Annotated in this window: 24 protein-coding genes; 4 read left to right on the top strand and 20 right to left on the bottom strand. The window is 73.3% G+C overall.

What is annotated here, in order from left to right:
• The 14 genes from leuA to hrcA form a co-directional block, all read right to left on the bottom strand.
• The gene (gene leuA / locus ACFQPP_RS05090) at positions 1–1,764 is read right to left on the bottom strand and encodes a 2-isopropylmalate synthase (protein ID WP_376915470.1); all 1,764 of its coding nucleotides are present in this window, start codon (positions 1,762–1,764) and stop codon (positions 1–3) included.
• 166 nt (positions 1,765–1,930) lie between these two features.
• Positions 1,931–3,295, bottom strand: coding sequence for an FtsX-like permease family protein (locus ACFQPP_RS05085; protein ID WP_376915469.1), 1,365 nt, complete (start codon positions 3,293–3,295; stop codon positions 1,931–1,933).
• Positions 3,292–4,059, bottom strand: coding sequence for an ABC transporter ATP-binding protein (locus ACFQPP_RS05080; RefSeq protein ID WP_376915468.1), 768 nt, complete (start codon positions 4,057–4,059; stop codon positions 3,292–3,294). Before ACFQPP_RS05080 ends, ACFQPP_RS05085 begins: the two co-directional genes overlap by 4 nt.
• A gap of 61 nt (positions 4,060–4,120) precedes the next feature.
• Complete coding sequence (locus tag ACFQPP_RS05075; RefSeq protein ID WP_376915467.1) at positions 4,121–4,756, bottom strand: response regulator; 636 nt, start codon at positions 4,754–4,756, stop codon at positions 4,121–4,123.
• The gene (locus ACFQPP_RS05070; RefSeq protein ID WP_376915466.1) at positions 4,753–5,898 is read right to left on the bottom strand and encodes a sensor histidine kinase; all 1,146 of its coding nucleotides are present in this window, start codon (positions 5,896–5,898) and stop codon (positions 4,753–4,755) included. The genes ACFQPP_RS05075 and ACFQPP_RS05070 overlap by 4 nt, the downstream gene beginning before the upstream one ends.
• 136 nt (positions 5,899–6,034) lie before the next feature.
• Entirely contained in the window at positions 6,035–6,970 is a 936-nt protein-coding gene (locus tag ACFQPP_RS05065; RefSeq protein WP_376915465.1) for a trypsin-like serine peptidase, read from the bottom strand.
• A 264-nt stretch (positions 6,971–7,234) separates the two neighbouring features.
• Positions 7,235–8,122 carry a GTPase Era gene (gene era, locus ACFQPP_RS05060; protein WP_376915464.1) on the bottom strand — a complete coding sequence of 296 codons (888 nt, stop codon included), beginning with the start codon at positions 8,120–8,122 and terminating at the stop codon, positions 7,235–7,237.
• Positions 8,119–9,384, bottom strand: coding sequence for a hemolysin family protein (locus tag ACFQPP_RS05055; protein ID WP_376915463.1), 1,266 nt, complete (start codon positions 9,382–9,384; stop codon positions 8,119–8,121). Before ACFQPP_RS05055 ends, era begins: the two co-directional genes overlap by 4 nt.
• Entirely contained in the window at positions 9,377–9,832 is a 456-nt protein-coding gene (gene ybeY, locus ACFQPP_RS05050; RefSeq protein WP_376915462.1) for an rRNA maturation RNase YbeY, read from the bottom strand. Before ybeY ends, ACFQPP_RS05055 begins: the two co-directional genes overlap by 8 nt.
• Entirely contained in the window at positions 9,829–10,806 is a 978-nt protein-coding gene (locus ACFQPP_RS05045; RefSeq protein WP_376916754.1) for a PhoH family protein, read from the bottom strand. The genes ybeY and ACFQPP_RS05045 overlap by 4 nt, the downstream gene beginning before the upstream one ends.
• Positions 10,807–10,840: 34 nt before the next feature.
• Entirely contained in the window at positions 10,841–11,188 is a 348-nt protein-coding gene (locus ACFQPP_RS05040; protein ID WP_376915461.1) for an HIT domain-containing protein, read from the bottom strand.
• Positions 11,189–11,208: 20 nt separating this feature from the next.
• Positions 11,209–11,919 (bottom strand): 16S rRNA (uracil(1498)-N(3))-methyltransferase, encoded by a 711-nt coding sequence (locus tag ACFQPP_RS05035; RefSeq protein ID WP_376915460.1) that lies wholly within the window; start codon positions 11,917–11,919, stop codon positions 11,209–11,211.
• On the bottom strand, positions 11,919–13,004 hold the full coding sequence (locus tag ACFQPP_RS05030; RefSeq protein ID WP_376915459.1) for a DnaJ C-terminal domain-containing protein: 1,086 nt from the start codon (positions 13,002–13,004) through the stop codon (positions 11,919–11,921). Before ACFQPP_RS05030 ends, ACFQPP_RS05035 begins: the two co-directional genes overlap by 1 nt.
• On the bottom strand, positions 13,001–14,026 hold the full coding sequence (hrcA, locus tag ACFQPP_RS05025; RefSeq protein WP_376915458.1) for a heat-inducible transcriptional repressor HrcA: 1,026 nt from the start codon (positions 14,024–14,026) through the stop codon (positions 13,001–13,003). Before hrcA ends, ACFQPP_RS05030 begins: the two co-directional genes overlap by 4 nt.
• Positions 14,027–14,159: 133 nt before the next feature.
• Between hrcA and ACFQPP_RS05020 the strand changes: the two genes are divergently transcribed.
• Entirely contained in the window at positions 14,160–14,885 is a 726-nt protein-coding gene (locus ACFQPP_RS05020; protein WP_376915457.1) for a DUF4870 domain-containing protein, read from the top strand.
• A gap of 64 nt (positions 14,886–14,949) precedes the next feature.
• Here ACFQPP_RS05020 and hemW read toward each other — a convergent pair whose 3' ends face one another.
• Together hemW and ACFQPP_RS05010 are read right to left on the bottom strand one after the other, a co-directional pair.
• Entirely contained in the window at positions 14,950–16,185 is a 1,236-nt protein-coding gene (gene hemW / locus ACFQPP_RS05015; protein WP_376915456.1) for a radical SAM family heme chaperone HemW, read from the bottom strand.
• Positions 16,186–16,210: 25 nt separating this feature from the next.
• Positions 16,211–16,846 (bottom strand): DUF1990 family protein, encoded by a 636-nt coding sequence (locus tag ACFQPP_RS05010; protein WP_376915455.1) that lies wholly within the window; start codon positions 16,844–16,846, stop codon positions 16,211–16,213.
• Between the two features lie 135 nt (positions 16,847–16,981).
• Between ACFQPP_RS05010 and ACFQPP_RS05005 the strand changes: the two genes are divergently transcribed.
• Positions 16,982–18,208 carry a hypothetical protein gene (locus ACFQPP_RS05005; RefSeq protein WP_376915454.1) on the top strand — a complete coding sequence of 409 codons (1,227 nt, stop codon included), beginning with the start codon at positions 16,982–16,984 and terminating at the stop codon, positions 18,206–18,208.
• A 3-nt stretch (positions 18,209–18,211) separates the two neighbouring features.
• Here ACFQPP_RS05005 and lepA read toward each other — a convergent pair whose 3' ends face one another.
• A complete protein-coding gene (gene lepA / locus ACFQPP_RS05000) occupies positions 18,212–20,053 on the bottom strand; it encodes a translation elongation factor 4 (RefSeq protein WP_376915453.1) in 1,842 nt (613 codons plus the stop codon).
• A gap of 264 nt (positions 20,054–20,317) precedes the next feature.
• Between lepA and rpsT the strand changes: the two genes are divergently transcribed.
• Positions 20,318–20,578, top strand: a complete 261-nt coding sequence (rpsT, locus tag ACFQPP_RS04995) for a 30S ribosomal protein S20 (protein WP_376915452.1) — start codon at positions 20,318–20,320, stop codon at positions 20,576–20,578.
• Between the two features lie 92 nt (positions 20,579–20,670).
• Complete coding sequence (locus tag ACFQPP_RS04990) at positions 20,671–21,288, top strand: hypothetical protein (protein WP_376915451.1); 618 nt, start codon at positions 20,671–20,673, stop codon at positions 21,286–21,288.
• 7 nt (positions 21,289–21,295) lie between these two features.
• Here the strand turns inward: ACFQPP_RS04990 and holA are convergent, their stop codons facing one another.
• The 3 genes from holA to ACFQPP_RS04975 are packed head-to-tail and all read right to left on the bottom strand — an operon-like array spanning position 21,296 to position 25,042.
• On the bottom strand, positions 21,296–22,261 hold the full coding sequence (gene holA / locus ACFQPP_RS04985) for a DNA polymerase III subunit delta (protein WP_376915450.1): 966 nt from the start codon (positions 22,259–22,261) through the stop codon (positions 21,296–21,298).
• A 35-nt stretch (positions 22,262–22,296) separates the two neighbouring features.
• Positions 22,297–24,486: a ComEC/Rec2 family competence protein gene (locus ACFQPP_RS04980; RefSeq protein ID WP_376915449.1), complete on the bottom strand. Its 2,190-nt coding sequence runs from the start codon at positions 24,484–24,486 to the stop codon at positions 22,297–22,299.
• Positions 24,487–24,490: 4 nt separating this feature from the next.
• Entirely contained in the window at positions 24,491–25,042 is a 552-nt protein-coding gene (locus ACFQPP_RS04975; protein ID WP_376915448.1) for a helix-hairpin-helix domain-containing protein, read from the bottom strand.
• Positions 25,043–25,102: the final 60 nt, after the last annotated feature.

The raw sequence follows: 25,102 nt of genomic DNA, 5'->3' as shown, positions 1-25,102 counted from the left end.
CTACGCCGTCGCGGCAGGCGAGGCGACGCGCACGCGCAGCCCGCGGTTCACCGCGGAGACGATGGCGCGCAACGAGGCGTGCGACGTCGAGTGGTCGATGCCGACGCCCCAGAACCGCTCGCCGCCGAGCTCGAGCTCGACGTACGAGGCGGCCTGCGCGTCCTGCCCGGCCGCGAGGGTGTGCTCGACGTAGTCGACGAGCGACACCTCGACGCCCTCGGCCCGCAGCAGCGACAGCAGCGCGTCGATCGGGCCGTTGCCCGACGCCTCCGCGTCGCGCAGCGTCTGCTCGTCGCGGAGCACGACCGTGAGACGCGTCTCGCCGCCGAGCGACGACTGCGACGCGACCTCGCGCAGCTCGAAGCGGCCCCACTGGTCCTCGGCCTCGCGCGACGGGTTCGGCAGGTACTCGTCGCCGAAGATCTCCCAGATCGCGGCGCTCGACACCTCGCCGCCCTCCGAGTCGGTGCGGGCCTGCACGATGTTCGAGAACTCGATCTGCAGGCGTCGCGGCAGGTCGAGTCCGTGGTCGCTCTTCAGCAGGTAGGCGACGCCGCCCTTGCCCGACTGCGAGTTCACGCGGATGACCGCCTCGTACGAGCGGCCGACGTCCTTCGGGTCGATCGGCAGGTACGGCACGGCCCACGGCATCTCGTCGACGCTCCTGCCCGCCGCCTCGGCGTCGGCGGACATCCGCTCGAAGCCCTTCTTGATCGCATCCTGATGCGATCCGGAGAAGGCCGTGTACACGAGGTCGCCCGCCCACGGCGAGCGCTCGGGCACCCGCAGCTGGTTGCAGTGCTCGGCTGTGCGGCGGATGTGGTCGAGGTCCGAGAAGTCGATCTCGGGGTCGATGCCCTGCGTGAGCAGGTTGAGGCCCAGCGCCACGAGATCGACGTTGCCGGTGCGCTCGCCGTTGCCGAAGAGGCAGCCCTCGATGCGGTCGGCGCCCGCCATGTAGCCGAGCTCGGCGGCCGCGATGCCCGTGCCGCGGTCGTTGTGCGGGTGCAGCGACAGGATGACCGACTCGCGTCGCGCGAGGTTGCGGTGCATCCACTCGATCGAGTCGGCGTAGACGTTGGGCGTCGCCATCTCGACCGTCGCGGGCAGGTTGATGATCACGGGGCGCTCGGGTCGCGCGTCGAGCACCTCGATGATGGCGTTGCACACGTCGAGCGCGTAGTCGAGCTCGGTGCCCGTGTACGACTCGGGGCTGTACTCGTAGCGCACCTGCGTGTGCTGCAGCATGCCCTCGAGCTCGAGGCAGAGCCGCGCGCCGTCGACGGCGATCTGCTTGACGCCCTCGCGGTCCGAGCGGAAGACGACGTCGCGCTGCAGCACGCTCGTCGAGTTGTAGATGTGCACGATCGCCTGCTTCGCACCGTCGATCGCCTCGAACGTGCGACGGATGAGGTGGTCGCGGCACTGCGTCAGCACCTGGATCGTGACGTCGTCGGGGATCAGGCCGTCGTCGATGAGCTGGCGCACGAAGTCGAAGTCGGTCTGGCTCGCCGAGGGGAAGCCCACCTCGATCTCCTTGTAGCCCATGTCGACGAGCAGCTGGAACATGATCCGCTTGCGCTCGGGGGTCATGGGCTCGATGAGGGCCTGGTTGCCGTCGCGCAGGTCGACGGCGCACCACAGCGGTGCGCGCTCGATGCGCTTCGAGGGCCACGTGCGATCGGGCAGCTCGACCCGGATCTGCTCGTGGTACGGGGTGTAGCGATGCGCCGGCATGCCCGACGGCTGCTGCATGCTCTTCATGCTGGATGCTCCTGGGGTCGGATCGACTCCGGGCTGCACGAGGACTCCGCGGCGAGGAGGCCCGGTGTCTAGGCCTCGCCGCGGCGGCGAAGGATGAGCAGCGAGGAGCGCATGGGGCAACCATACCCCCCTCGCCGCCCACCGCGCGCACGCCGCGGCGCGGCCATCACGCGACGCGCAGCGCCTCCACGGGCGCGATGCGGCGCGCCCTCGCCGTCGCAGGAGCGGCGGCGGCGAGCGCGACGAGCGCCGCGGCGACGACGCTGCCGACGAGCAGCCACGGCGACACCGACGGCACGATCGGTCCCACGCCGTACGACGACGCGAACATCGTCCAGACCGCGACCCACCCGAGCGAGACGCCGAGGGCGACGCCGCCGACGAGCGCGACGAACGCGATCGCCACGGTCTCCGCCGTCACCATCCACCGCACCTGCGCGCTCGTCATGCCGAGCGCGCGCAGCAGCCCGATCTCGCGCGTGCGCTGCCGCACGGCGGTGAGCATGCTCGTGACGAACCCGAGCACGGCGACGACCGCCGTCGATCCGACGAGGACGCCGAGCGCCAGCACGATGCCGTCGACGATGCGGGTGATCTCGGCGACGTACTCCGGCTCGCGCTCGATCGCGATGAGCGCGTCGCGCATCGTCGCACCGGCCGTCGCGAGCAGCACGACCGTCGCGATGCCGACCATGAGCGCGAGCACGAGTCCGCTCGAGCGCTCGCGCGCGTCCTGGGCCGAACGCACCGCGGCTCGCGCGGGCACCGACGAGCCGAGCACCCGACCGACGGCGCCGAGCACGGGCACGAGCACCGCCGGTGCGATGCCGATGATGCCGATCGACAGCAGCACGCCGCCCAGCACGGCGACGAGGATCGCGAGCGGGCTCCACGGCGCGCCGACCACGGCGCCGACGAGCACCACGAGCGCCGCGCCCAGCACGGCGAGGGATGCGATGGGTCGCCGAGCGCGCCTCGGCTGCGCGGCCGAGGCGCCGAGCGCCTCGATCGGCGTCACGTCGAGCACGCCGCGCGTGCCCGAGCGCGTCACGGCAGCGACGGCGAGGGCGATGCCGACGACGGGTGCGATGGCCGTGGGCGGCAGCAGCACGACGTCGGCGCCCTCCACCATCCCGGTCGCGCCGACGGCGAGCTGCGTCGCGGCGCCGGCGGCGAGGCCGACGACGGCGCCGCCGAGCGTGCCGAGCACGCCGGCGACGAGCGACGAGCGCAGCACCCGCGAGCGCTCCTGCCTGCTGGAGGCGCCGAGCAGGCGGCGCAGCGCGATGACCGCGCGCTGCTCCTCGACGACGTGCTGCACCGTCGTGCGCGCGACGATCGCCGACACGAGCACCGCGACGACGGTGATGCATGCGACGGCGATGGCGGCGAGGAGGGGCGCAGCGCCCGAGGCGAGCAGCTCGGAGTCGAGCACGAGGGTGAAGAGCATCTCGGTGACGCTCGTGAGCAGCACGGCGAAGCACGCGGCGACGGCCGTGACCGCGACGGTCGGCACGTGGGCGCGGCTCACGCGGCACGCTCCTGCAGGCGCAGCATCCGCGCGGCGATCTCGCCGCGGTCGAGCCCGCGCTCGTCGCCGCGGATGCGCCCGTCGGCGAGCAGCACGACGCGATCGGCGGCCTCGGCCGCGATGGGGTCGTGCGTGACCATGCAGATCGCCTGGCCGTGCTCGCGCGCAGCCTGCTGCAGGATCGCGAGGACGTCGCCCGCCGTGCGCGAGTCGAGGTTGCCCGTCGGCTCGTCGGCGAAGACGATCGTGGGCCGCGTCGCGAGCGCGCGGGCGATCGCGACGCGCTGCTGCTGCCCGCCCGAGAGCTCGCCCGGGCGGTGGTCGACGCGACCGGCGAGGCCGAGCCACGACACGAGCAGGTCGATGAGCGCGTCGTCGGCGCGACGCCCTGCCAGGTCGAACGGCAGGCGGATGTTGTCGCGGGCCGTGAGCGTCGGCACGAGGTTGAACGCCTGGAAGACGAAGCCGACGCGGTCGCGGCGCAGGCGGGTCAGCGCGGCGTCGTCGAGGCCGACGAGCTCGGCGTCACCGATGCGGACGGAGCCCGTCGTCGGAGCATCGAGGCCGGCAGCGAGGTGCATGAGCGTCGACTTGCCCGAGCCCGACGGGCCCATGATGGCGACGAACTCGCCGGGGTCGATCGCGAGCGAGACGCCGTCGAGGGCGACGACGGAGGCGTCTCCCGCGCCGTAGCGGCGGGTGACGTCGGTGAGGCGGAGCGCTGGGGATGCGTGCATGCTCCCATCCCAGCCGGGCACCGGCATCCGCCGCGTCGTCCGCGCGTGCCGATCGCGTCATCCGAGCGGATGAGCCGGCAGCGCCGCCCTAGACGAGGCCGTGCTGATGCGCGAGGACGACGGCCTGCACACGGTCGCGCAGCCCCAGCTTCTGCAGCATGCGCGACACGTGGGTCTTCACGGTCGTCTCGCTCACGAACTCGCTGCGCGCGATCTCGGCGTTCGACAGCCCGCGAGCGACCTGCAGCAGGATCTCGTGCTCGCGCGGCGTGAGGGTGGCGAGCGCGGGCGGCGGCGGCGCGGGTGCCTCGGCGTGCCGTGCGAGCAGCGTCCGCGTGGCCGACGCCGCGACGACCTCGCTGCCGTCGTGCACGGCGCGCACCGTCGCGAGCACGAGCTCGGGATGCGCGTCCTTCAGCAGGAAGCCGCTCGCGCCGGCCCGCAGCGCTCGTGCGACGGCCTCGTCGAGGTCGAAGGTCGTGAGCACGACGACCCGGGCGGCGCTGCCCGACGCCACGATCTCGGTCGTGGCGTCGATGCCGTCGAGCACGGGCATGCGCACGTCCATCAGCACGATGTTGGGCTGCAGGCGCGCGCACTCGCGCACGGCCTCACGGCCATCGCCTGCCTCGCCGACGACCTCGAGGTCGCGTTGCGAGTCGACGAGCATCCGCATGCCGCTGCGGAAGAGCGCCTGATCGTCGACGAGCAGCACGCGGATCATGCGACGGCCTCCCAGCGCGGCAGCACGGCCCGGACGACCCAGGCGCCGCCGGAGGGCCCGACGTCGACGTGCCCGCCTGCGATCCTCGCACGCTCGCGCATGCCGACGAGCCCGTGTCCCGAGTGCCCGGGCGCCTGCCGCATCGCGTTGCGCACCGTCACCTCCAGCTGCTCGCCGTGCACGAGCGACACGAGGACGGGATGCATGCGGTCGCCGTGGCGCAGGGCGTTCGTGAGCGCCTCCTGCACGATGCGGTACGCGGCGATGTCGGCTGCGCGCGGCAGTGGCATCGGCACGCCCTGCTCCCGCACCTCGACCGCGAGGCCGGCGGCGCGCACGCGCTGCACGAGCGCGGGGAGCGTCGCGAGGGATGCGTCGGGGTCGGCGGCCTGCGCGTGACGCAGCCGCTCGAGCAGGCCGCGCACGTCGCCGAGCGCGGCCGACGCCGTCGCGGCGATCTGCTGCAGGCTCTCGTCCTTCGCCTCCACCGAGCCCGCGTAGCGCGCCCCGTTCGCCTGCGCGATCACGACGGCGAGCGAGTGCGCGACGACGTCGTGCATGTCGCGGGCGATGCCGGTGCGCTCCTGCTCGACCTCTGCGCGCTCCCGCTCGGCGCGCGTCTGCCTCGACAGCGACTGGCTGCGCACGATCTCGGCGACGAGGATGCCGGAGACGAGCGCGAGCCCGAACAGCAGCGTGAAGCCGAATGACGCGAGCGCGAACGGAAAGAGCACGTCGACGACGCCGCCCGACAGGCCCACGCCGTAGCCGAAGCGCACGAACCAGACGGCGACGAGCGTCGCCCCGAGCAGCGCGACGACCGCGCCGAGCACGCGCTGCAGGCCGCCGCACCACCGCCCCACCGTGTACAGCAGCACGAGCACCTGGAACCAGACGGGTGTGAGCGTCGTGAGGCCGGCGAGCAGGAAGCCGGCGCCCATGAGCAGCCCGATGCCGAGCGTGACCATCGGTGCGACCCTGCGCAGTGCGACGAGGCTGCCGAGGCCGAGGATCGTCAGCAGCACCCACGGCAGCTCGGGACCGGATCCGATGAGGATCGACGGCGCGCCGAGCAGGAACCCGAGCCCGATCGCGACGGCGACGTCGAACGTCAGCTGCACGCGCGTGAGGGGCCGGACCACCCCCTCACGCTACGGCGCACGCGAGGGCCGGGCAGCATCCGGCGGTGGGAATCATCCGCTCGGACGACCTGCGGCGTCGCGTGCGCACGCGACGACGGGGCCGGCACGTCGCCGGCCCCGTCGCGTCGCGGGTCGATCAGCCCTGCGCCTCCTGATACGCGCCCTGGATCACGGATCCCCAGTAGGGGCCGTACATGACGCCCGACTGCGCGTTGTAGCCGAAGCTGTTCACCGAGTTCTGCGTGCCACCGGAGCCCGACCCGATGAACCAGGGGCCGCCGGACGAGCCGCCGGTCATGTCGCAGGGCACGCCCTGCGAGTCGGTGCCGCCGATGGTGTCCGCGAACGACGTGCCCGCGCAGGTCTGCAGCGTCTCGCCGTCGAACGGCCGCGCCGCCGGGTACCCGTACAGCGTGTAGCCGAGGCCCGTCGACTGGTTGAAGGCCACGCTCGACGAGCCGACGGTGGCGGCGAGGGTCGCGCTGCCCGGTCCGTCGACCACGGCGAAGCCCGTGTCGTAGTTGATGTCGCCGCCAGCGGTCCACTGCGTCGGCGCGACGAGCTCCGTCGCTGCCCACTGGCCGTACGGCGCGGCACCCTCGTCGTACGCCGGCACGAAGATGAACTCCGAGGCGAAGTCGCCAGGGCCCTCGTTCAGGCAGTGCCCGGCCGTCGCGACGGTGCTGCCGTTCGCCGACGCGACGGAGTTCGCCGAGCAGACGTAGTCGACGCCGCCGAGCGTGAAGAAGACCTTGCCGATGTGGGCGACGGGGTTCGCGGGCGTCGCGAGCAGGCTCGGACGCTGGCCCTCGGCGGTGACGGCGGCGCCATCGGGCGCGCCCTGCTCGAGCTGGCCGACCTCGTCGTTCACAAGCGCATCGGCGGGGACGGCGGCCTGCATCCGCTCCGGCGACCATGCCGACGCGGCCGCGGCGGTCTCGGATGCGGGGACGCTGAACGCGTCGACGTCGGCGTCGGCCGGGGCGGGTGCTGCGACCGCCATGCCGCTGCCGAATGCGAGCATCGCCCCCGCGATGGTCGCCGTCGTGATGGCCTGGATGCTTCGTCTCATGGGGATCGTGTCCTTCCGTCGCCTGCCGGCTGAGCGCCGGTGCGTCGATCCTGCGCACCGGTGCAGCCGCTCGGGCACGATCCCGTGGCTTCCGAGGAGCACTTCGTGGCCACCGAGGAACCCGGCCCATCGGCCAGCCCGCGTCGCTATGGTGGGAACGGCGGCGAGACGGGCTGAGCGAACCTCACGGTTCCCTGAAGGATCGTCGTGTGTCACCCGCACGGCACGCCGCGTCGCGGCGCCCTGCGATCGCGCGGCGAGCGCCTAGAGCCCGAAGCGTCCCAGCTGCTTCGGATCGCCCTGCCATTCCTTCGCGATCTTCACGCGCAGGTCGAGGTGCACCTGCTGCCCGACGAGCGCCTCGATCTCGGCACGCGCATCCTTGCCGATGCGGCGCAGACGCTCGCCGCCGCGGCCGATGACGATGCCCTTCTGGCTGTCGCGCTCGACCCAGAGGTTCGCGTACACGTCGGTGATGGGCTTGTCCTCGCGGGCGACGACGTCGTCGATCGTCACGATGATCGAGTGCGGCAGCTCGTCGCGCACGTCCTCGAGGGCCGCCTCGCGGATCAGCTCGGCGATGCGGTCGTCGAGCCGCTCCTCCGTCGACGTCCCCGCGTCGTAGAGCGGCGGCGACTCCGGCAGCAGCTGCGCGAGCTCGTCGAGCAGCACGTCGAGCTGCGAGCCCGACACCGAGGAGAGGGGGATGATGGCATCCCACTCGCGCAGGGCGGCGACCTCGAGCAGCTGCTCGGCGACCCGATCCTTCGAGGCCGCGTCGACCTTCGTCACGAGCGCGACCTTGCGCGCCCCGGGGAAGCCGTCGAGCTGCTGGTCGATGTAGCGGTCACCAGGTCCGAGCCGCTCGTTCGCAGGCACGCACAGGCAGATGACGTCGACGTCGCCGAGCGTCGTCTGCACGACGGCGTTCAGGCGCTTGCCGAGCAGCGTGCGCGGCTTGTGCATGCCCGGGGTGTCGACGACGACGATCTGCGCGTCGTCGAGGTGCACGATGCCGCGGATCGCGCGCCGCGTCGTCTGCGGCTTCGACGACGTGATCGCGACCTTCTCGCCGACGAGCGCGTTCATGAGCGTCGACTTGCCCGCGTTCGGGCGACCCACGAACGTCACGAATCCACTGCGATGCGTCATTCCGCCTCCACCTCCGCGGGCACGATGCGCTCGACCCGCACGCGACCGGCCTCGCGACCGCGACCGTCGACGCGCTCGACGGCGAGGCGCAGGCCGTGCGTCTCGACGACGTCGCCCACCTCGGCGATGCGGCCGAGCTCCTTCTGCAGCAGCCCGCCGACCGAGTCGACGTCGTCGTCGTCGAGCTGCAGGTCGTAGAGGTCGCCGAGCTCGTCGATCTGCAGGCGCGCCGACACGAGGTACGTGCCGTCGGCGAGCGCGACGGCCTCGGAGCCCGCGCGATCGTGCTCGTCGTGGATGTCGCCGATGAGCTCCTCGATGAGGTCCTCGAGCGTCACGAGCCCCGCGATGCCGCCGTACTCGTCGACGACCATCGCGACGTGCACGCGCTCGAGCTGCATGTGGGCGAGCGTGTCGTCGGCCTTCTTCGACTCGGGCACGAAGAGCGCGATGCGCGCGAGCGACCGCGCCGTCTCGTGCTCGTCCGGCCGCATCGTGCGGCTGCGCACGACGTCGCGCAGGTACAGGATGCCCTCGATCTCGTCGAGCGACTCCCCCGCGACCGGCATGCGCGACAGCCCCGACTCGAGGAACCGGCGCAGCGCCTCCTCCGCCGTCATGGCCGACTCGGCGACGATCATGTCGGTGCGGGGCACCATCACCTCGCGCACGTACGTCTCGTTGAACTCGAAGATCGAGTGGATGAGCTCGCGGTCGTCCTCCTCGAGCACCGCTCGCGTCGTGGCCTCGTCGACCATCGACAGCAGCTGCTCCTCGCTCGTGAACGCCGTCTCGCGCTGCCTGCCTGGCGTCACGCGATCGCCGACCGCGAGCACGAGCGTCGCGATGGGGCCGAAGAGCACGCGCAGAGCACGGATGGGGCCCGCCGACAGCCGCAGCAGCTGCCGTGCGTGCGCCCGGCCCACGGCGCGCGGGCTCGAGCCGACGAGCACGAACGACGTCACCGCCATGATCGCGACGGCGACGACGAGCGCCCACCACCACTCGAGCAGGCGCGTGAGCCCGATCGTCAGCAGCACCGCCGCGGTCGTCTCGAACAGGATGCGGCCGAACTGCACGACCATGACGTGGCCCGTGAGGTCGTCGGCGATGCCCTGGAGCGCGCCGCGGCCTCGCGCCTCCTGCGCCATGTCCTGCAGGTCGCGCCTGCTCGTGACGCCGAGCGCCGCGTCGCATGCGGCGAGCCAGGCGCCGACGACGACGAGCACCGCCGCGATCGCGAAGAGCGCCAGCTCAAGCATCGGCGGCTCGGAACCGCGCGAGCAGCTCGTCCTGCAGCGCGAACATCTCGTCGCGCTCGGCGGGCTCCGCGTGGTCGAAGCCGAGCAGGTGCAGCATGCCGTGCGTCGTGAGCAGCTCGAGCTCGGCCATGAGCGGATGCCCGGCCTCCTGCGCCTGGCCCTCCGCCACCTGCGGGCACAGCACGATGTCGCCGAGGAGGCCCGCGGGCGTCGGCCGCTCGGCCGTGCCCGGCCGCAGCTCGTCCATCGGGAACGACAGGACGTCGGTGGGCCCGGGCTCGTCCATCCACTGCACGTGCAGCTGCTCCATGGCGGCGACGTCGACGAGCACGACGCTCACCTCGGCCTCCGAGTGCACGAAGAGCGCCTCGAGGTCGAACTCGACCAGTCGCGCGAGCCGCGCCTCGTCGATCGCGACGCCCGACTCGTTCAGCACGTCGACGCTCATCGCCGCCCCTTCCGCTGCAGGTGCTCGCGACGCTGCTCGCGCGTGCCGCCCTCCTGGGCCATGACGCGCGCCTCGTGCGCCGTGTAGGCGTCGACGATGCGGCCCACGAGCGTGTGCCGCACGACGTCGGCGCTCGTGAGCTGCGCGAAGTGGATGTCGTCGATGCCGCCGAGCACGCGGCTCGCGACCTGCAGGCCGCTCGTGCCCTCGGGCAGGTCGATCTGCGTGATGTCGCCCGTGACGACCATCCGCGAGCCGAAGCCGAGGCGCGTGAGGAACATCTTCATCTGCTCGGGCGTCGTGTTCTGCGCCTCGTCGAGCACGACGAACGCGTCGTTCAGCGTGCGGCCGCGCATGTACGCGAGCGGCGCGACCTCGACGACGCCCGTCGCGAGCAGCTTCGGCACGAGCTCGGGATCCATCATCTCGTTGAGCGCGTCGTACAGCGGGCGCAGGTACGGGTCGATCTTGTCGGTGAGCGTGCCTGGCAGGAAGCCGAGCCGCTCGCCGGCCTCGACGGCGGGCCGCGTGAGGATGATGCGCTGCACCTCGCGCCGCTGCAGCGCCTGCACGGCCTTCGCCATCGCGAGGTAGGTCTTGCCGGTGCCCGCCGGCCCGATGCCGAACACGATGGTGTGCTCGCCGATCGCGTCGACGTAGGCGCGCTGGCCCTCGGTCTTCGCGCGGATGCTCTTGCGCCCCGTGGTGAGGATGGCGTCACCCGTGACGTCGGCGAGCGTCATCGGCGAGTCCTCGCGGATGAGTCGCGCGCCCTCGCCGACCTCCGACTGCCCGAGGTCGGTGCCGTTCGCGACGAGGTCGGCGAGCTCGCGCACGAGTCGCTCGGCCTGCTCGACCTGCTCGGCGTCGCCGTCGAGCATCACCTGGTTGCCGCGCACCACGACGGTGACGTCGGGGTACTCGCGCTCGAGCCGCGTCAGCATCCGATCCTGCGGGCCGAGCAGGCGCACCATCTGGATGCCGTCGACGTGGATCTCGGCATGTGCGTCAGGCAAGGGACTCCTCGGTGAGGTCGGCGCCCGCGAGCACGTGGGCGTGGACGTGGAACACGGTCTGGCCGGCGCGCTCGCCGGTGTTGAACACGAGCCGGAAGTCGCCGGCCGCGCGCTCGAGCGCGATGGCCTTCGCGGCGCGCACCATCGCGGCGAGCAGGTCGGGGTCGCCGGCCGCGAGCTCGACGACGTCGCGGTAGCGCGCCGTCTTCGGCACGACCAGCACATGCATCTCGGCCTTGGGCGCGATGTCGGCGAACGCGATGATCTCGTCGTCCTCCAGCACGATCTCGGCCGGGATCTCGCGGGCGACGATGCGCTCGAAGATGGTTCGCTCTGCCATGGCCCCAGCGTACTCGCGCGTCACCAGCGCCAGCGGGCGGCGAGCGCGGCGATCGCCGCGGGCCCCGCCGTCGAGGTGCGCACGACGTGCGGACCCATCCGCACGTGCTCGCCGCCGAGCCGCTCGAGCTCGTCGGGCGCGATGCCGCCCTCTGGCCCGACGACGAGCAGCAGGTCGCGGCCGTCGGGCTCGAGGTCGGCGAGGGATGCCGCCGCCGTCGGCTCGAGCACGACGAGCCGGAAGCGCTCGGCGAGCGCCGCGAGGCCCCGCGTGTCGACGACGTCCTGCACCTCGGGCACGTGTGCCCGCAGGGACTGCTTGCCCGCCTCGCGCACGATCGAGCGCCAGCGCCCGAGCGCCTTCGCGCCGCGCTCGCCCTTCCACGTCACGATCGAGCGCGCCGCCTGCCACGGCACGACGACGTCGACGCCGAGCTCGGTCGCCGCCTGGATCGCGAGCTCGTCGCGATCGCCCTTGGCGAGCGCCTGCGCGAGGCCGATGCGCGGGCTCGGCGCAGGCTCGTGCCGCACCGACCGCACCTCGAGCACGACCTCGGGCCGCAGCTCGACGAACGCCGCCTCGGCGATCGTGCCGCGGCCGTCGCCCACGAGCACCGCCTCGCCCACGCGGGCGCGACTCACCGTTGCGGCGTGGCGCGCATCCTCGGTGCCGAGCGTCACCGTCTCCCCCACGCCGACGTCGAGCGCGTCGACGTAGTAGCAGTGGGCCATCAGAAGCGCAGGAAGCGGTCGCGCAGCTTCGAGAAGAGCCCCTGCTGGAACTGCGCCATGCGCGGAGCCGGCGGCTTCGTCCGTCGGCGCAGCTGCTCGAGGAGCTCCTCCGACTTCCTGTCGAGCCGCGTCGGCGTCGCCACCTGCACGCCGAGCCTCAGGTCGCCGCGGCCCGAGCCGCGCAGCCTGCCGACGCCGCGCCCCGTCACGGTGAGCACGTCGGCCGACTGCGTGCCCGGCTCGATCGTCACGGTGATGGGGCCGTCGATCGACTCGACCGTCGCCTCCGTGCCGAGCGCGGCGTCGATCATCGACACCTCGAGCGTGCCGAGGAGGTCGTCGCCCTCGCGGCTGAAGACGTCGTGGTGGGTGACATGCACCTCGAGGAAGAGCGTGCCGGGCTCGCCGCCCGCCTCGCCGACCTCGCCCTGGCCGGGCAGCTGGATGCGCAGGCCCGTGTCGACGCCCGCGGGGACGTCGACGGGGATGGAGCGCTCGGCGCGCACGCGACCGTGCCCGGCGCACGTGGGGCACGGGTACGGGATGACGGTGCCGTGGCCCTGGCACGAGCCGCACGGCTGGCTCGTGACCATGTTGCCGAGCAGCGAGCGCACCTGACGCTGCACGTGCCCGGAGCCGCCGCAGATGTCGCAGGTCTCCTCGCGCGTGCCCGGCGCCGTGCAGCGACCGTCGCACGTGTCGCACAGCACCGCGGTCTGCACGCGCAGGTCGCGGTGCACGCCGAACACGACGTCGTGGAGGTCGAGGTCGATGCGCAGCAGCGAGTCCTGGCCCGGCCGCCTGCGCGGCCTCGGCCCCTGCTGCCTGCCCTGCCCGCCGAAGAACTGCTCGAAGATGTCGCCGAGCCCGAAGCCCTGCGCCTGCGGCCCGCGGTCGTAGTCGGCGCGCGACTGCGGGTCGGAGAGCACGTCGTACGCGTGCGTGACGTCCTTGAAGCGCTCGGCCGCGTCCTCCGAGGGGTTCACGTCGGGATGCAGCTGCCGTGCGAGCTTGCGGTATGCGCGCTTGATGTCGTCCTGGCTGGCCTCGCGGGGCACGCCCAGGACCTCGTAGTGATCGCTCATCGCTCCTCGTCGTCGAGCAGCCGGGTGAGGTACCGCGCGACGGCGCGGACGGCTGCCATGTTCGATGCGTAGTCCATGCGGGTGGGGCCGAGCACGCCGACGCGGCCCGCCTCGTGGCCGCCGGCGCCGTAGGCGCCCGTGACGATCGACGTCTGCTCGAGCCCGTCTGCCATCTCACGGCCGATGCGCGTCGCGACGGCGGATGCCTCGGCATCCATCTCGCCGAAGAGGCGCAGCAGCGTGACCTGCTCCTCGATGGCCTCGAGGACGAGCGTCACGGAGCCGGAGAGGTCGTGGCGGCCGCGCACGAGATGCGAGGCGCCCGCGATGACGAGCCGATCGCCCGCCGTGGGCGCGAGCACCTCGCCGAGCACGGCGACGAGCCGCTCGGTCGCGGGTGCGACGGCGGGGGCAGCGCGGTCGACGACGGCGACGAGCGCCTCCTCGGCGTCGACCGTGGGCTTGCCCGCGACCGCGACGTCGAGCGCGCGACCGATGGTCTGCGCCGCGTCGGCGCCGATCTGCTGGCCCGCGTCGACCATGCGCTGCTCGACGCGCCCGGAGTCGAGGATGACGACGAGCAGCAGGCGCGACTCGGCGATCTGCACGACCTCGACGCGGCGCACGCGCGCCTTGGCGACCGAGGGGTACTGCGCGAGCGCGACCTGGTTCGTGAGCTGCGACAGCAGCCGCACGGTGCGGGCCATGACGTCGTCGAGGTCGTCGGCCTCGTCGAGGAACCGCGCGATCGCCGCGCGCTGCGCCGCGGACAGGGGCTGCATGCCCTGCAGGCGGTCGACGAAGACCCGATAGCCCTTGTCGGTGGGGATGCGGCCGGACGACGTGTGGGGCGCCACGATGAGCTCGGCCTCCTCGAGCAGCACCATGTCGTTGCGGATCGTCGCGGCGCTCACCCCGAAGGAGTGGCGCTCGACGATCGAGCGGGAGCCCACGGGCTCGCTCGAGGCGACGTAGTCCTGCACGATCGCCCGCAGCACCTCGAGGCCGCGATCCGTCACCATCGTCCGTCCCCCCTCGTCTGGCACTCGACGTTCTCGACTGCCAATCGTACCGCGATGGTGGGTGCGTTCTCAGCCTGCTGCGAGGAAGATGGTCGCCAGCCCCCTTCGGCATCCGTCATCGAGAGGTTCGACCATGACCGACCCCCACGGCCCCGCGACCCCCGAGGAGCCCCAGGCTCCCCGGTTCGGCGCGCCCCAGGCGGGCGACGCATCCCAGGCCGCCCCGGCCCCCGGCGAGCCCGCCCAGCCCTTCTCCAGCCCCGCCCCGGGCGCCGCGCACCACGCGCCCGAGGCCCCGCAGGCCCCCTTCGGCGCACCCGGGCAGCACGGGCAGCAGCCGCCCGCCGCTCCCCCGTACGGGGCACCCGGCCAGCAGCACGCCCAGCAGCCGCCCGCGGCTCCCCCGTACGGCGCGCCCGGCCAGCAGGTGCCGCCGCAGCAGCCCTACGGCGCCCCGCAGTACGGCGCTCCCGGCCAGCCGCAGTACCCGGCCGGCGCCCCCATGTCGCCGCAGGACGAGAAGCAGTGGGCCATGCTCGGCCACCTCGGCGGCATCGCCTGGGTGCTCTCGCTCGGCTGGCTCGGCCCGCTCATCGTCTTCCTCATGTACAAGGACCGCAGCGCCTTCGTGCGTCAGGAGTCGAAGGAGGCGCTGAACTTCCAGCTCTTCATGACGATCCTGTTCGTCGGCCTCGTGCTGGTCGGCAGCATCACGAGCTTCATCCTCATCGGCTTCGTGTTCCTCGCCGTGTGCTGGGTGCCGCCGCTGCTCGGCCTCATCTTCGCCATCGTCGGCGCCGTGCGCGTCAACGCGGGCGGCTCGTACCGCTACCCGTTCAACTGGCGCATCATCAAGTAGGCGACGACGGTCGACACGACGGGCATCCCGCGCCGCGGGGTGCCCGTCGTCATGCGCACGGGCGTCAGACGCCGGGCGTCAGACGCCGGACGACGGCGTCGGCGAGGAGCCTGCCGGCGAGCGTCGGCACGATGCGGCCGCGCAGCGCGGCCGCGCCCTCGACGAGCCCGTCGGCGATGAGCCCTGCGACCGCGAGGCGCCCGTCGGCGTCGAGCACGTCGACGGGCAGGCCGTCGCGGATGCGCGTCTCGAGCAGCACGCGCTCGACGCGGCGCGTCTCGGCGTCGAGCTCCTCCCGAGCGAGCGCCGGCGAGTCGCCCGCCGCGAGCCGCTGCGCGTACGCCGCGGGGTGCTTGACGTTCCACCAGCGCACGCCGCCGACGTGGCTGTGCGCACCGGGGCCGATGCCCCACCAGTCCTCGCCGTGCCAGTACGACAGGTTGTGGCGCGAGACGGCGCCGCCGCGCGCCCAGTTCGACACCTCGTACCACTCGTAGCCCGCGGCCGAGAGCGCGGCGTCGGCCGCCTCGTACATCGAGGCGTGCAGGTCGTCGTCGACCGGCGCGACCTCGCCGCGTCGGATGCGACGGGCGAGCGCCGTGCCCTCCTCGACGATGAGCGCGTACGCCGAGAGGTGGTCGACGTCGTACGAGAGCGCCGCGTCGAGCGAGCGCTGCCAGTCGTCGAGCGACTCGCCGGGCGTGCCGTAGATGAGGTCGACGCTCGCATCGAGCCCCGCATCCCTCGCCCACGCGACGACCTGCGGCACGCGCTCGGGGTCGTGCGTGCGATCGAGGGTCTGCAGCACGTGCGGCACGACCGACTGCATGCCGACGCTCACTCGCGTGAAGCCCGCGTCGGCCAGCGTGCGCAGGTCGGCGGCGTCGACGGAGTCGGGGTTCGCCTCCGTCGTCACCTCCGCTCCGTCGGCGAGCCCCCACGTCTCGCGCACCGCATCCAGCATGCGCGCGAGATCGCCGGGGGGCAGGAGCGTGGGCGTGCCGCCGCCGACGAAGACCGTCGACACCGGTCGCCGCACGGCGGCGTCGTGCTCGGCGAGCTCTGCGAGCACGCGGCCCGCGAGCGCGATCTCGGCGATCGCCTGGTCTGCGTAGTCGTCCTGCCGGGCACCGCGCAGCTCGGTCGACGTGTACGTGTTGAAGTCGCAGTAGCCGCATCGCACGCGACAGAACGGCACGTGCAGGTAGACGCCGAACGCGCGCTCGCCCGCGTGCTCCGCGGCCGATGCGGGTAGCGCACCGCTCGCGGGCGCGGCGTCGCCGTCGGGCAGGGCGCCCATCAGGCGACCCTCGTGCGCAGCGCGCTCACCCGACGTGGATGCGACGCAGCGCGTCGAGGTAGCGCTCGTGGAACCGTCGCTGGATGCGCAGCGTCACGGGACCGCCCAGACGCGCCCACCACGCATGCGGCCGCGAGAGCACCCGCAGGTGGAAGTACACCGAGTCGTCGTCGGCCAGCTCGATGAGCATGCGCTCCTCGCCCGCCTCCGGATGCCCCTCGAGGGTGCCGAAGATCACGGCGTGGGTGGTGGCCTCGTCCTCCACGGCGATCACGCGCACGGGCGCGTGGATCTGCAGGAGACCGATGCGGATGCGCTGCATCGCGGAGTCGCCGGGCTGCAGGAAGGGCTCGCCGTCGGCAGCGAAGACCTGCTGCGTCTCGGTCTGGGCGGCGCGAGCGGGATCCTTGCCGTCGAAGCCGACGGGTCGGTACGTCGAGCGGTCCTCCGTGGGCTGCACGTCGACCTCGACGCCGCTCAGCCGCTGCACGCGCCACGTGCGCAGCGCCGCGACCGCCGCGTCGTAGCGGGCGCGGCCATGGCCGATGCGCGCGCGCTTCGAGACGAGCTCGAAGCCCTTCGGCGGGAAGCGGTCGAAGTCGAAGTGGGCGGTGGCGCCGATGATGCCGTAGTTGGCCTGCCGCCCGGCGAGATCCTGCACTTGCGAGTCCCCCACGTCGTCTCGCGGCTCGCCCCGGGTGGACGGCCCCAGCGAGGATAGCGCGCCAGCCGGCTCAGGGCATCCGCTCGGAGGCCGTCCAGGCGACCGGCACGGGGTGGGCGGAGGATGTGACCCATGCCTCGTCGCCTCCCCATCGCCATCCTCGCCGTGCTCTGGGCGACCGCCCTCGCCGGCTGCTCGGCGGATCCCGCCCCGTCGTCGACGCCCTCCGCGGCGGCGAGCGACGCACCCTGCCCGGGCTCTCCCGGGGCCACGGTCGCGACGCCGTCCGTCGCGGTCACGGCCGCCGACCTGTGCGCGATCGACGGGCTCGACTGGCAGGACGCCGGCGCCGGCTCCCCCGTCTCCGCCTATGCGTCGGCCGACGAGCCGTGCCGCGCGACGGCGCAGCAGACGCAGCAGCTGGTCTCATCGCTCGACGGCAGGCTCTCGTCGCTGCTCTCGACCGGCGGCGACGACGGCGCGACGGTCGTGCGCATCGGGGTCGCCGAGGGCGAGCGCGCGATGGCGATCGGCACCGCGCTCGACGGCATCGTCGACGCGTGCGGTGCCGAGGCCGCACCGTCGAACGCCTTCGCGCTCGCGGAGATCGCGTCGGTCGACGGCTGGTCGGGGCTGCGGATCGAGGGATCGGGGCCGGCCGTCGAGCAGCACTGGCGCGTCGACGGCACGACGCTCTCGCTCGTCGAGGTGCCCATCGGCACACCGGCCTCCGTGCTCGAGACGGCGACCGCGGCGCAGGACGCGCTGCTCGACGAGCCGCGCGCCGACGTCGCCGGCGACCCGTGCGACGCGAGCGGGTCGTCGGCGGAGGAGGGACGCGCGCCGAGCGCTGCCGACCTGTGCGCGATCGACCAGCAGCCGTGGGTGCCCGCGGGCGCGCAGCCGCTTCTCGACCTCCAGCCGCGGCTCACGACGTCGCCCGCGTGCGTCGCCGCGCACGACGCCTACGCCAGCGCGAGCAGCATCCTCCTCTCCTCGCCCCTGCGCATCGGCACCGACCTCTCGCTCGACCGGACGGCGCTCTTCGCCGCCCCGATCCTCGAGGGCGAGGATGCGTCGATCGCCGCCGCGCTCGATGGCATCGCCGCCGGCTGCCCCGGTGCGACGGCGACGTGGGAGACGGGCGGCCAGTCGTTCGCGGCGCTCGACGTTCCGGGGTGGAGCGGCATCCGCGTCACCTCGACGAGCACGCAGCCGCTCGTGCCCGCGGCGCCCGAGGTCGACGTGCTGTGGCGCGTCGTCGACGGCGCCGTGGCGGTCGTGCAGGTGCCCACCGAGCTCGGCGAGGACGTGCGGCAGGTCGCGCTCGACGCGCAGCTCGCCGCCCTCGAGGGCTGAGCGCTACGACTCCTTGCGCTCGCCGGTCGAGAGCGCGGCGATGAACGCCTCCTGGGGGACCTCGACGCGACCGACCATCTTCATGCGCTTCTTGCCCTCCTTCTGCTTCTCGAGGAGCTTGCGCTTGCGGGTGATGTCGCCGCCGTAGCACTTCGCGAGGACGTCCTTGCGGATGGCGCGGATCGTCTCGCGGGCGATGATGCGCGCACCGATCGCCGCCTGGATCGGCACCTCGAACTGCTGGCGCGGGATGAGCTCGCGCAGCTTGCCGGCCATGAGCGTGCCGTACGCGTACGCCTTCTCGCGGTGCACGATGGCGCTGAACGCGTCGACCTGCTCGCCCTGCAGCAGGATGTCGACCTTCACGAGGTCGGCCTCCTGCGTGCCGTCGACCTCGTAGTCGAGCGACGCGTAGCCCTGCGTGCGCGACTTCAGCTGGTCGAAGAAGTCGAACACGATCTCGCCGAGCGGCAGCCGGTAGCGCAGCTCGACGCGATCCTCGGACAGGTACTCCATGCCCTGCAGGGTGCCGCGACGCGTCTGGCACAGGTCCATGATCGTGCCGACGTAGTCCTTGGGTGCGAGCACGGTCGCGTTCACCACCGGCTCGATGACGGCGTCGATCTTGCCCTCGGGGAACTCCGACGGGTTCGTCACGACCACGGCGTCCTTCGACTCCGTGCGCACCTCGTAGATGACGCTCGGAGCGGTCGCGATGAGGTCGAGGCCGAACTCGCGCTGCAGGCGCTCGGAGATGATCTCGAGGTGCAGGAGGCCGAGGAAGCCGACGCGGAAGCCGAAGCCGAGCGCGACGGACGTCTCGGGCTCGTAGACGAGCGCGGCATCCGACAGCTTCAGCTTGTCGAGCGCCTCGCGCAGGTCGGGGTAGTCGCCGCCGTCGATCGGGTACAGGCCCGAGAAGACCATGGGCTTCGGGTCGGCGTAGCCCTGGAGCGGCTCGGTCGCGGCGTTCCGCGACGTCGTGACGGTGTCGCCGACCTTCGACTGCCGCACGTCCTTCACGCCGGTGATGAGGTAGCCGACCTCGCCGACCGACAGGCCCTTCGACGCGACGGGCTCGGGGCTCGAGACGCCGATCTCGAGCAGCTCGTGCGTGGAGCCGGTCGACATCATCGTCACCTTCTCGCGAGGGTGCAGCGTGCCGTCGACCATGCGGACGTACGTCACGACGCCGCGGTACGCGTCGTAGACCGAGTCGAAGATCATCGCGCGCGGCGGAGCCTCGACGACGCCCCTCGGCGCGGGGATCGTGCGGACGACGCGGTCGAGCAGCGCCTCGACGCCCTCGCCCGTCTTGCCGGAGACCCGGAGGACGTCGGCGGGGTCGCCGCCGATGAGGCCCGCGATCTCGGCGGCGTACTTCTCGGGGTCGGCCGCCGGCAGGTCGATCTTGTTGAGGACGGGGATGATCTCGAGGTCGTTCGACATCGCGAGGTACAGGTTCGCGAGCGTCTGCGCCTCGATGCCCTGCGCGGCGTCGACGAGCAGGATCGCGCCCTCGCACGCGGCGAGCGATCGGGACACCTCGTACGTGAAGTCGACGTGGCCCGGGGTGTCGATCATGTTGAGCGCGAACGTCTCGCCGTCGAGGTCCCAGGGCATGCGCACGGCCTGCGACTTGATCGTGATGCCGCGCTCGCGCTCGATGTCCATGCGATCGAGGTACTGCGCCCGCATCGCGCGAGCCTCGACGACGCCCGTGAGCTGCAGCATGCGGTCGGCGAGCGTCGACTTGCCGTGGTCGATGTGCGCGATGATGCAGAAGTTCCGGATGCGCTCGGGTGCGGTCGAGGCGGGCTCGAGGGCGATGGACGAGCGGGGCACGGTGCTCCTGTGGATCAGGGGGCGAAGCGGACCCTCCATCCTCTCATGGAGCACCCACGGCACCGGGCGCGCCGCGAGCACGCGCGCCCGCGCGACGCGCCCTCGGATGCGTTGGCGTCGCATCCGGCTGCCTGGTAAAGTTCCCTGTTGGCTTCCATGCGTCGCGCCCTCTTCCGCGATCGCGTGTCCGGGGCCACGAGCCCTCCGAGTCCCACACCCGGTCGGCCGCCAGCCCCACAGGCAATCACGAACGAAGGAATCACCATGGCGAACATCAAGTCGCAGATCAAGCGCATCCTCACCAACGAGAAGGCGACGCAGCGCAACCGCGCCGTCAAGAGCGAGCTGCGCACGCACGTCCGTGCGACGAAGGCCGCGATCACGGCCGGCGACAAGGCCGCTGCCGAGTCGGCCCTCAAGCAGGCGACGCGCAAGCTCGACAAGGCCGTCTCGAAGGGCGTCATCCACGAGAACCAGGCCGCGAACCGCAAGTCGTCGCTCGCGAAGCAGGTCGCCGCGCTCTGATCGAGCGGGCATCGCACGCAGGGCCGGTCCGTCGCGGACCGGCCCTTCGTCGTTCCCAGGCGCTGACCGGCGGCGTGCGTCAGGGTGGATGCATGACCGCACCCGACACGCTCGTGGCGCTGTCCACGTGGGAGGTGCGGCTGCTGCGCGCCCTGATCGCCGCGTCGACGATCGCCGTCGTCGTCGGCACGGTGCTCGCGCTCGGCGTCGACGATCGCGACGACCCCGTGCTGGTGCCCGCGAGCGTGTGCATCGTGCTCGGCGGCTCGGCGCTCGTCGCGCTGCTGCTCGTGGCACCGCGGTGGACCACGACGATCGCGCTCGACGGCGAGCGGGTGCGCATCTCGCGCGTGCTCCTGCCGCCTCGATCCCTCGCGCGAGGCGACGTGACGCGTGCGGTGCTCGGCATCGTGCTGCGTCCCTCGCGCCTCGGGCCCGAGCCCGCCGTGCGGCTGCTGCTCGTCGACCGCGACGGCCGCACCCGTGCCCGCGCGACCTGGTCCGAGCGGCGCGGCCGCACGGGCTCGGCGCGTGCCGCGCTCGCGGCCGCCGGCGTGCCCCTCGCGACGCTCCCCGCATCCACGACCGCCCGTGAGCTCGAGGCGCTGCACCCGGGGGCCACGAGCATCGTCGAGCGCCATCCGCGCCTCGTGTGGCTCGTGGCCGTCGCCCTGGCGGTGCTCGGCCTGCTCGTCGGCCTCGCGCTGTGAGCCGCGGCTAGGACGCGAGGATGCGCACCATGCGCTCGAGCGCATGGTGCGGGCTGCGCTGGGCGCCCTTCACCGCGTGGTCGGTCTCGGCGATGAGGGCGATGGCACGGCCGAGCCGCTCGTCGGAGTAGCGCTGCAGGTCGCGGCGCGCGTTGCGCACCTGCCACGGCGCCATGCCGAGCGCCTTCGCGGCCTGCCCCTCGGGCCCGTGGTTCGTCGAGACCTTCGCGAGCTGCCGGAAGCGCATCGCGAAGGCGGCGACGACCGGCACGGGATCGGCTCCCGACGCGAGAGCGTGCCGCAGGCGCACGAGCGCCCCTGCCGCGTCGCCCATGACGACGGCGTCGGCGACGTCGAACGCCGTCGTCTCGACGTGCCCGGAGTAGTACTCGCGCACCGTCTCGTCGGTGATCTCGCCCTGGGTGTCCTGCACGAGCTGGCTGCACGCCGACGCGAGCTCGCCGAGATCCTTCGCGAACGCCTCCGTGAGCGCTCGCAGCGCGCCCTGCGTCACCGAGCGGCCCTCGCCCTGGATCTCGGCTCGCGCGAAGGCGATGCGCTCGGAGTCCTTCGCGATCGGCAGGCACGGCACCTCGACGTGCGTCTTGCGCACCGCGTCGAGCAGCCGCTTGCCGCGCACGCTCGACCCGTCGTGACGCAGCACGAGCGTCGTGTCGGGCACGGGCTGCGCGACGTAGGCGAGCGCCTCCTCGAGGAAGGCGTCGCTCGTGGCCTGCACGCGCGTGACGCGGATGAGGCGCGGCTCGCCGAAGAGCGACGGGCTCGCGAGCTGGATGAGCGTGCCGGGCACGTACGCGTCGGCCTCGATGTCCGAGATCTCGAGCGACGGATCCTCGTGCGCGAGGATGGCGCGGATGCGCTGCGTCGCGCGCTGCGCGAGGTACTCCTCCTTGCCGGAGACGAGCACGACGGGTGCGGGAGCGGCGGCATCCCACGTCATCTGCCTCGGCATGCCTCCAGCGTAGGGCCGACGGGCGACGCGGCCGCTCACCGCTGCGTCCACGCGATCGTGCCGTCGAGCGCGATGGTGCCGCGCTCGTCGGTGCGGAGCACGCGCATGCCGCGGCGCTCGAGCTCGGCCATGAGCTCCGGCGCGGGGTGCCCGTAGTCGTTCGGACCGACGGGAACGAGCGCGACGGCGGCGCCGATCGCGTCGTAGAGCGGCAGGTGCTGGTCGGGCGACCCGTGATGCGCGACGACCACGACGTCCGACTCGGGCACGCCCTCCGCGAGCAGGCCGCGCTGCGCGTCGGCGCCGAGGTCGCCGAGGACGAGCACGCGCTCGCCGCCGATCGTCGTCGCGACGACGAGGCTCGCGTCGTTGCCGGGCTCGACGCGCGCGTCGAGAGGCCACAGCAGGTCGAGCGCGCCATCGCCGACGCGGATGCGCTCCCCCGCGCCTCCCTCGTGCAGCCGCGCGCCGCGCGCGGCGAGGTCGTCGAGCAGCGGGCGGCCGTCGTCATCCGGCGGGCCGTGCACCACGAGCTCGACGCGTCCTGCGACGGCGTCGACGCCGCCGACGTGGTCGGCGTCGAAGTGCGTGAGGACGAGCACGTCGACGCGGTCGACTCCCAGCAGCGCCGTGCATGCCGCGAGGGGCTCGGGCTCGCGCCCGGCATCGACGAGCACCGTCGCGTCACCGACGCGCAGCATCGTGGCGGCACCCTGGCCCACGTCGCACTGCGCGATCGACCAGTCGGGCAGCGTCGCGCGGGCGACGAGCGCAGGCACCTGCACCGACGCGGTCGCGAGCACCGCGACGCATGCGGCCGCGACGGCACCGCGGCGGATGCGGCCGGCGGCGACGCCCGCGCCGACGGCAGCGAGCGTCGCGACCGCGAGCAGCACCCCTGGCCATCCCGCCGGCCACGGCGGACCGGCGGGCAGCAGTGCCGACGCGTGCGCGATGCCCGCGATCCACGCGGACGGGAGCCACGCGATCCACGCGACCGCGGCGGCGACGGCCGGCGCGACCACGGCCACCGCGCAGACGACGAGCCCGAGCACCGTCGCCACGGGCGCCGCCGGCGCCGCGAGCACGTTGGCGGGCACCGCGACGAGCGCGACGCGCGGGTCGAGCACGACGAGGACGGGCAGGCACCACAGCTGGGCTGCGAGCGGCACCCCGATCGCCGCGGCGAGCGGGAACGGCATCCAGGTCGCCATCGCATCGGCGAGCGGATGCGCGTGCACGAGGAGCCCGGCGGTCGCGAGCACCGACAGCGCGAAGCCCGCCGACCGCGCGAGCGTCGGATCGACGGCGAGGGCCACGAGCACGGCGAGCGCGAGCAGCGCGAGGCCCACCCTGCGCACGCCGCGGTGCAGCGCGACGAGCGCGAGCCCCGCCATGATCGAGGCGCGCACGACGCTCGGCTCGGGACCCACGAGCACGACGAACGCCGCGAGGGCACCGCCCGCCACGAGGATGCGCAGTCGACGACCGGCACCCGCTGCCGTCGCCGCGCCGAGCGCGAGCGCCACGACGATCGCGCAGTTCGCGCCGGACACCGCCGTGAGATGCGTGAGGCCCGCCTGCAGCATCGCTGCGTCGAGCGCCGGCGAGACGCGGGAGGTGTCGCCGATCGCGAGCCCGGGCAGCAGCGCCCCGCCGTCGCCCGGCAGATGCGCCGTGGCCCGCCGCAGCCCCTCGCGGACACCCGCGGACCAGCCCGACCACCACGCTCGGTCGACGCGCTCCGCATCGGTGCACGCCAGCCGCCACGCATCCGCCCCACCCGCGTCGCCCGGCCACGCGTCGCACGTCGCGGTCACGACGTCGCCGAGCGCGACGTCGTCGCCCGTCGTGTCGAGCTCGACGAGCACGACGCGCGCGTCGCGCACCGATTCGTCGCCGCACGCCGCCTCGACGACGCGCGCCGGCATGGGGGCCGCGTGGCCACCGAGCTCGAGGGTGAGCACGTCGCAGCGCTCGAGGTCGTGCCCGATCGTGGGTGCGCTCAGCAGCAGCCCTGCGAGCCCGGCACCCACGGCGAGGACGGCCGCGACCGAGCGGATGCGGTCGACGCGGTGCGCCGCGACGACGCCGCCGACGGCGACGACGAGGGCCACGGCGGCGGCGACGTGCTGCGCGTCGCTGCCCCACCACGCGGCCATCGCCGCCCACGCGATCGCCGCGGGTGCGACGAGGCGCGCATCCACCGAGCCGAGACGACGCACGGCGTCAGAGGGTGACGAGGGGCTCGAGCTGCGCGAGCAGCGCGGGCCCGATGCCGGACACGTCGTCGAGCTCGGAGATCGCCGTGAACGGCCCCTGCTCGTCGCGATGCGCCACGATCGCCGCGGCGAGCGCCGGACCGATGCGGGGCAGGGTGTCGAGCTCGTCGACCGTCGCCTGGTTGAGGCTCACGAGGCCCGCGGCGTCGGCCGCGCCCACCGGCGACGCCCCGGCGACGGGCACGCGCACCTGCGCGCCATCGGCGAGGGGCTGCGCGAGGTTGAGGGTCGACGCGTCGGCCTCGGGCGTCGTGCCGCCAGCTCTGGCGATCGCGTCGACGACGCGCGCGCCCTCGACGAGCGCGTAGACGCCAGGACGCGCGACGGCGCCACCCACGTCGACGAGGATCGTCGCGGCCGACGCCTCGTCGGCATCCTCGACGACGGCGGGCGAGACCTGCGGCACCGCCGCCTGCGTCACCACGGCCCCGACGACCGCGCCGCCCACGAGCACCGCGGCGGCGCCCACGCCGATCCGCCATCGCAGGGAGTGCTCCATGCCGAGCGACGCTAGGCGCCGCGGCCCGCCGCGCCAGCGCGCGAGTCGAGCCTGTGGATG

Origin of the sequence: Agrococcus sp. GCM10030265 (genome assembly GCF_042666675.1) — a bacterium.
In the GTDB taxonomy this organism is placed as follows: domain Bacteria; phylum Actinomycetota; class Actinomycetes; order Actinomycetales; family Microbacteriaceae; genus Agrococcus.
This window is presented reverse-complemented; position numbering and strand designations above follow the sequence as displayed.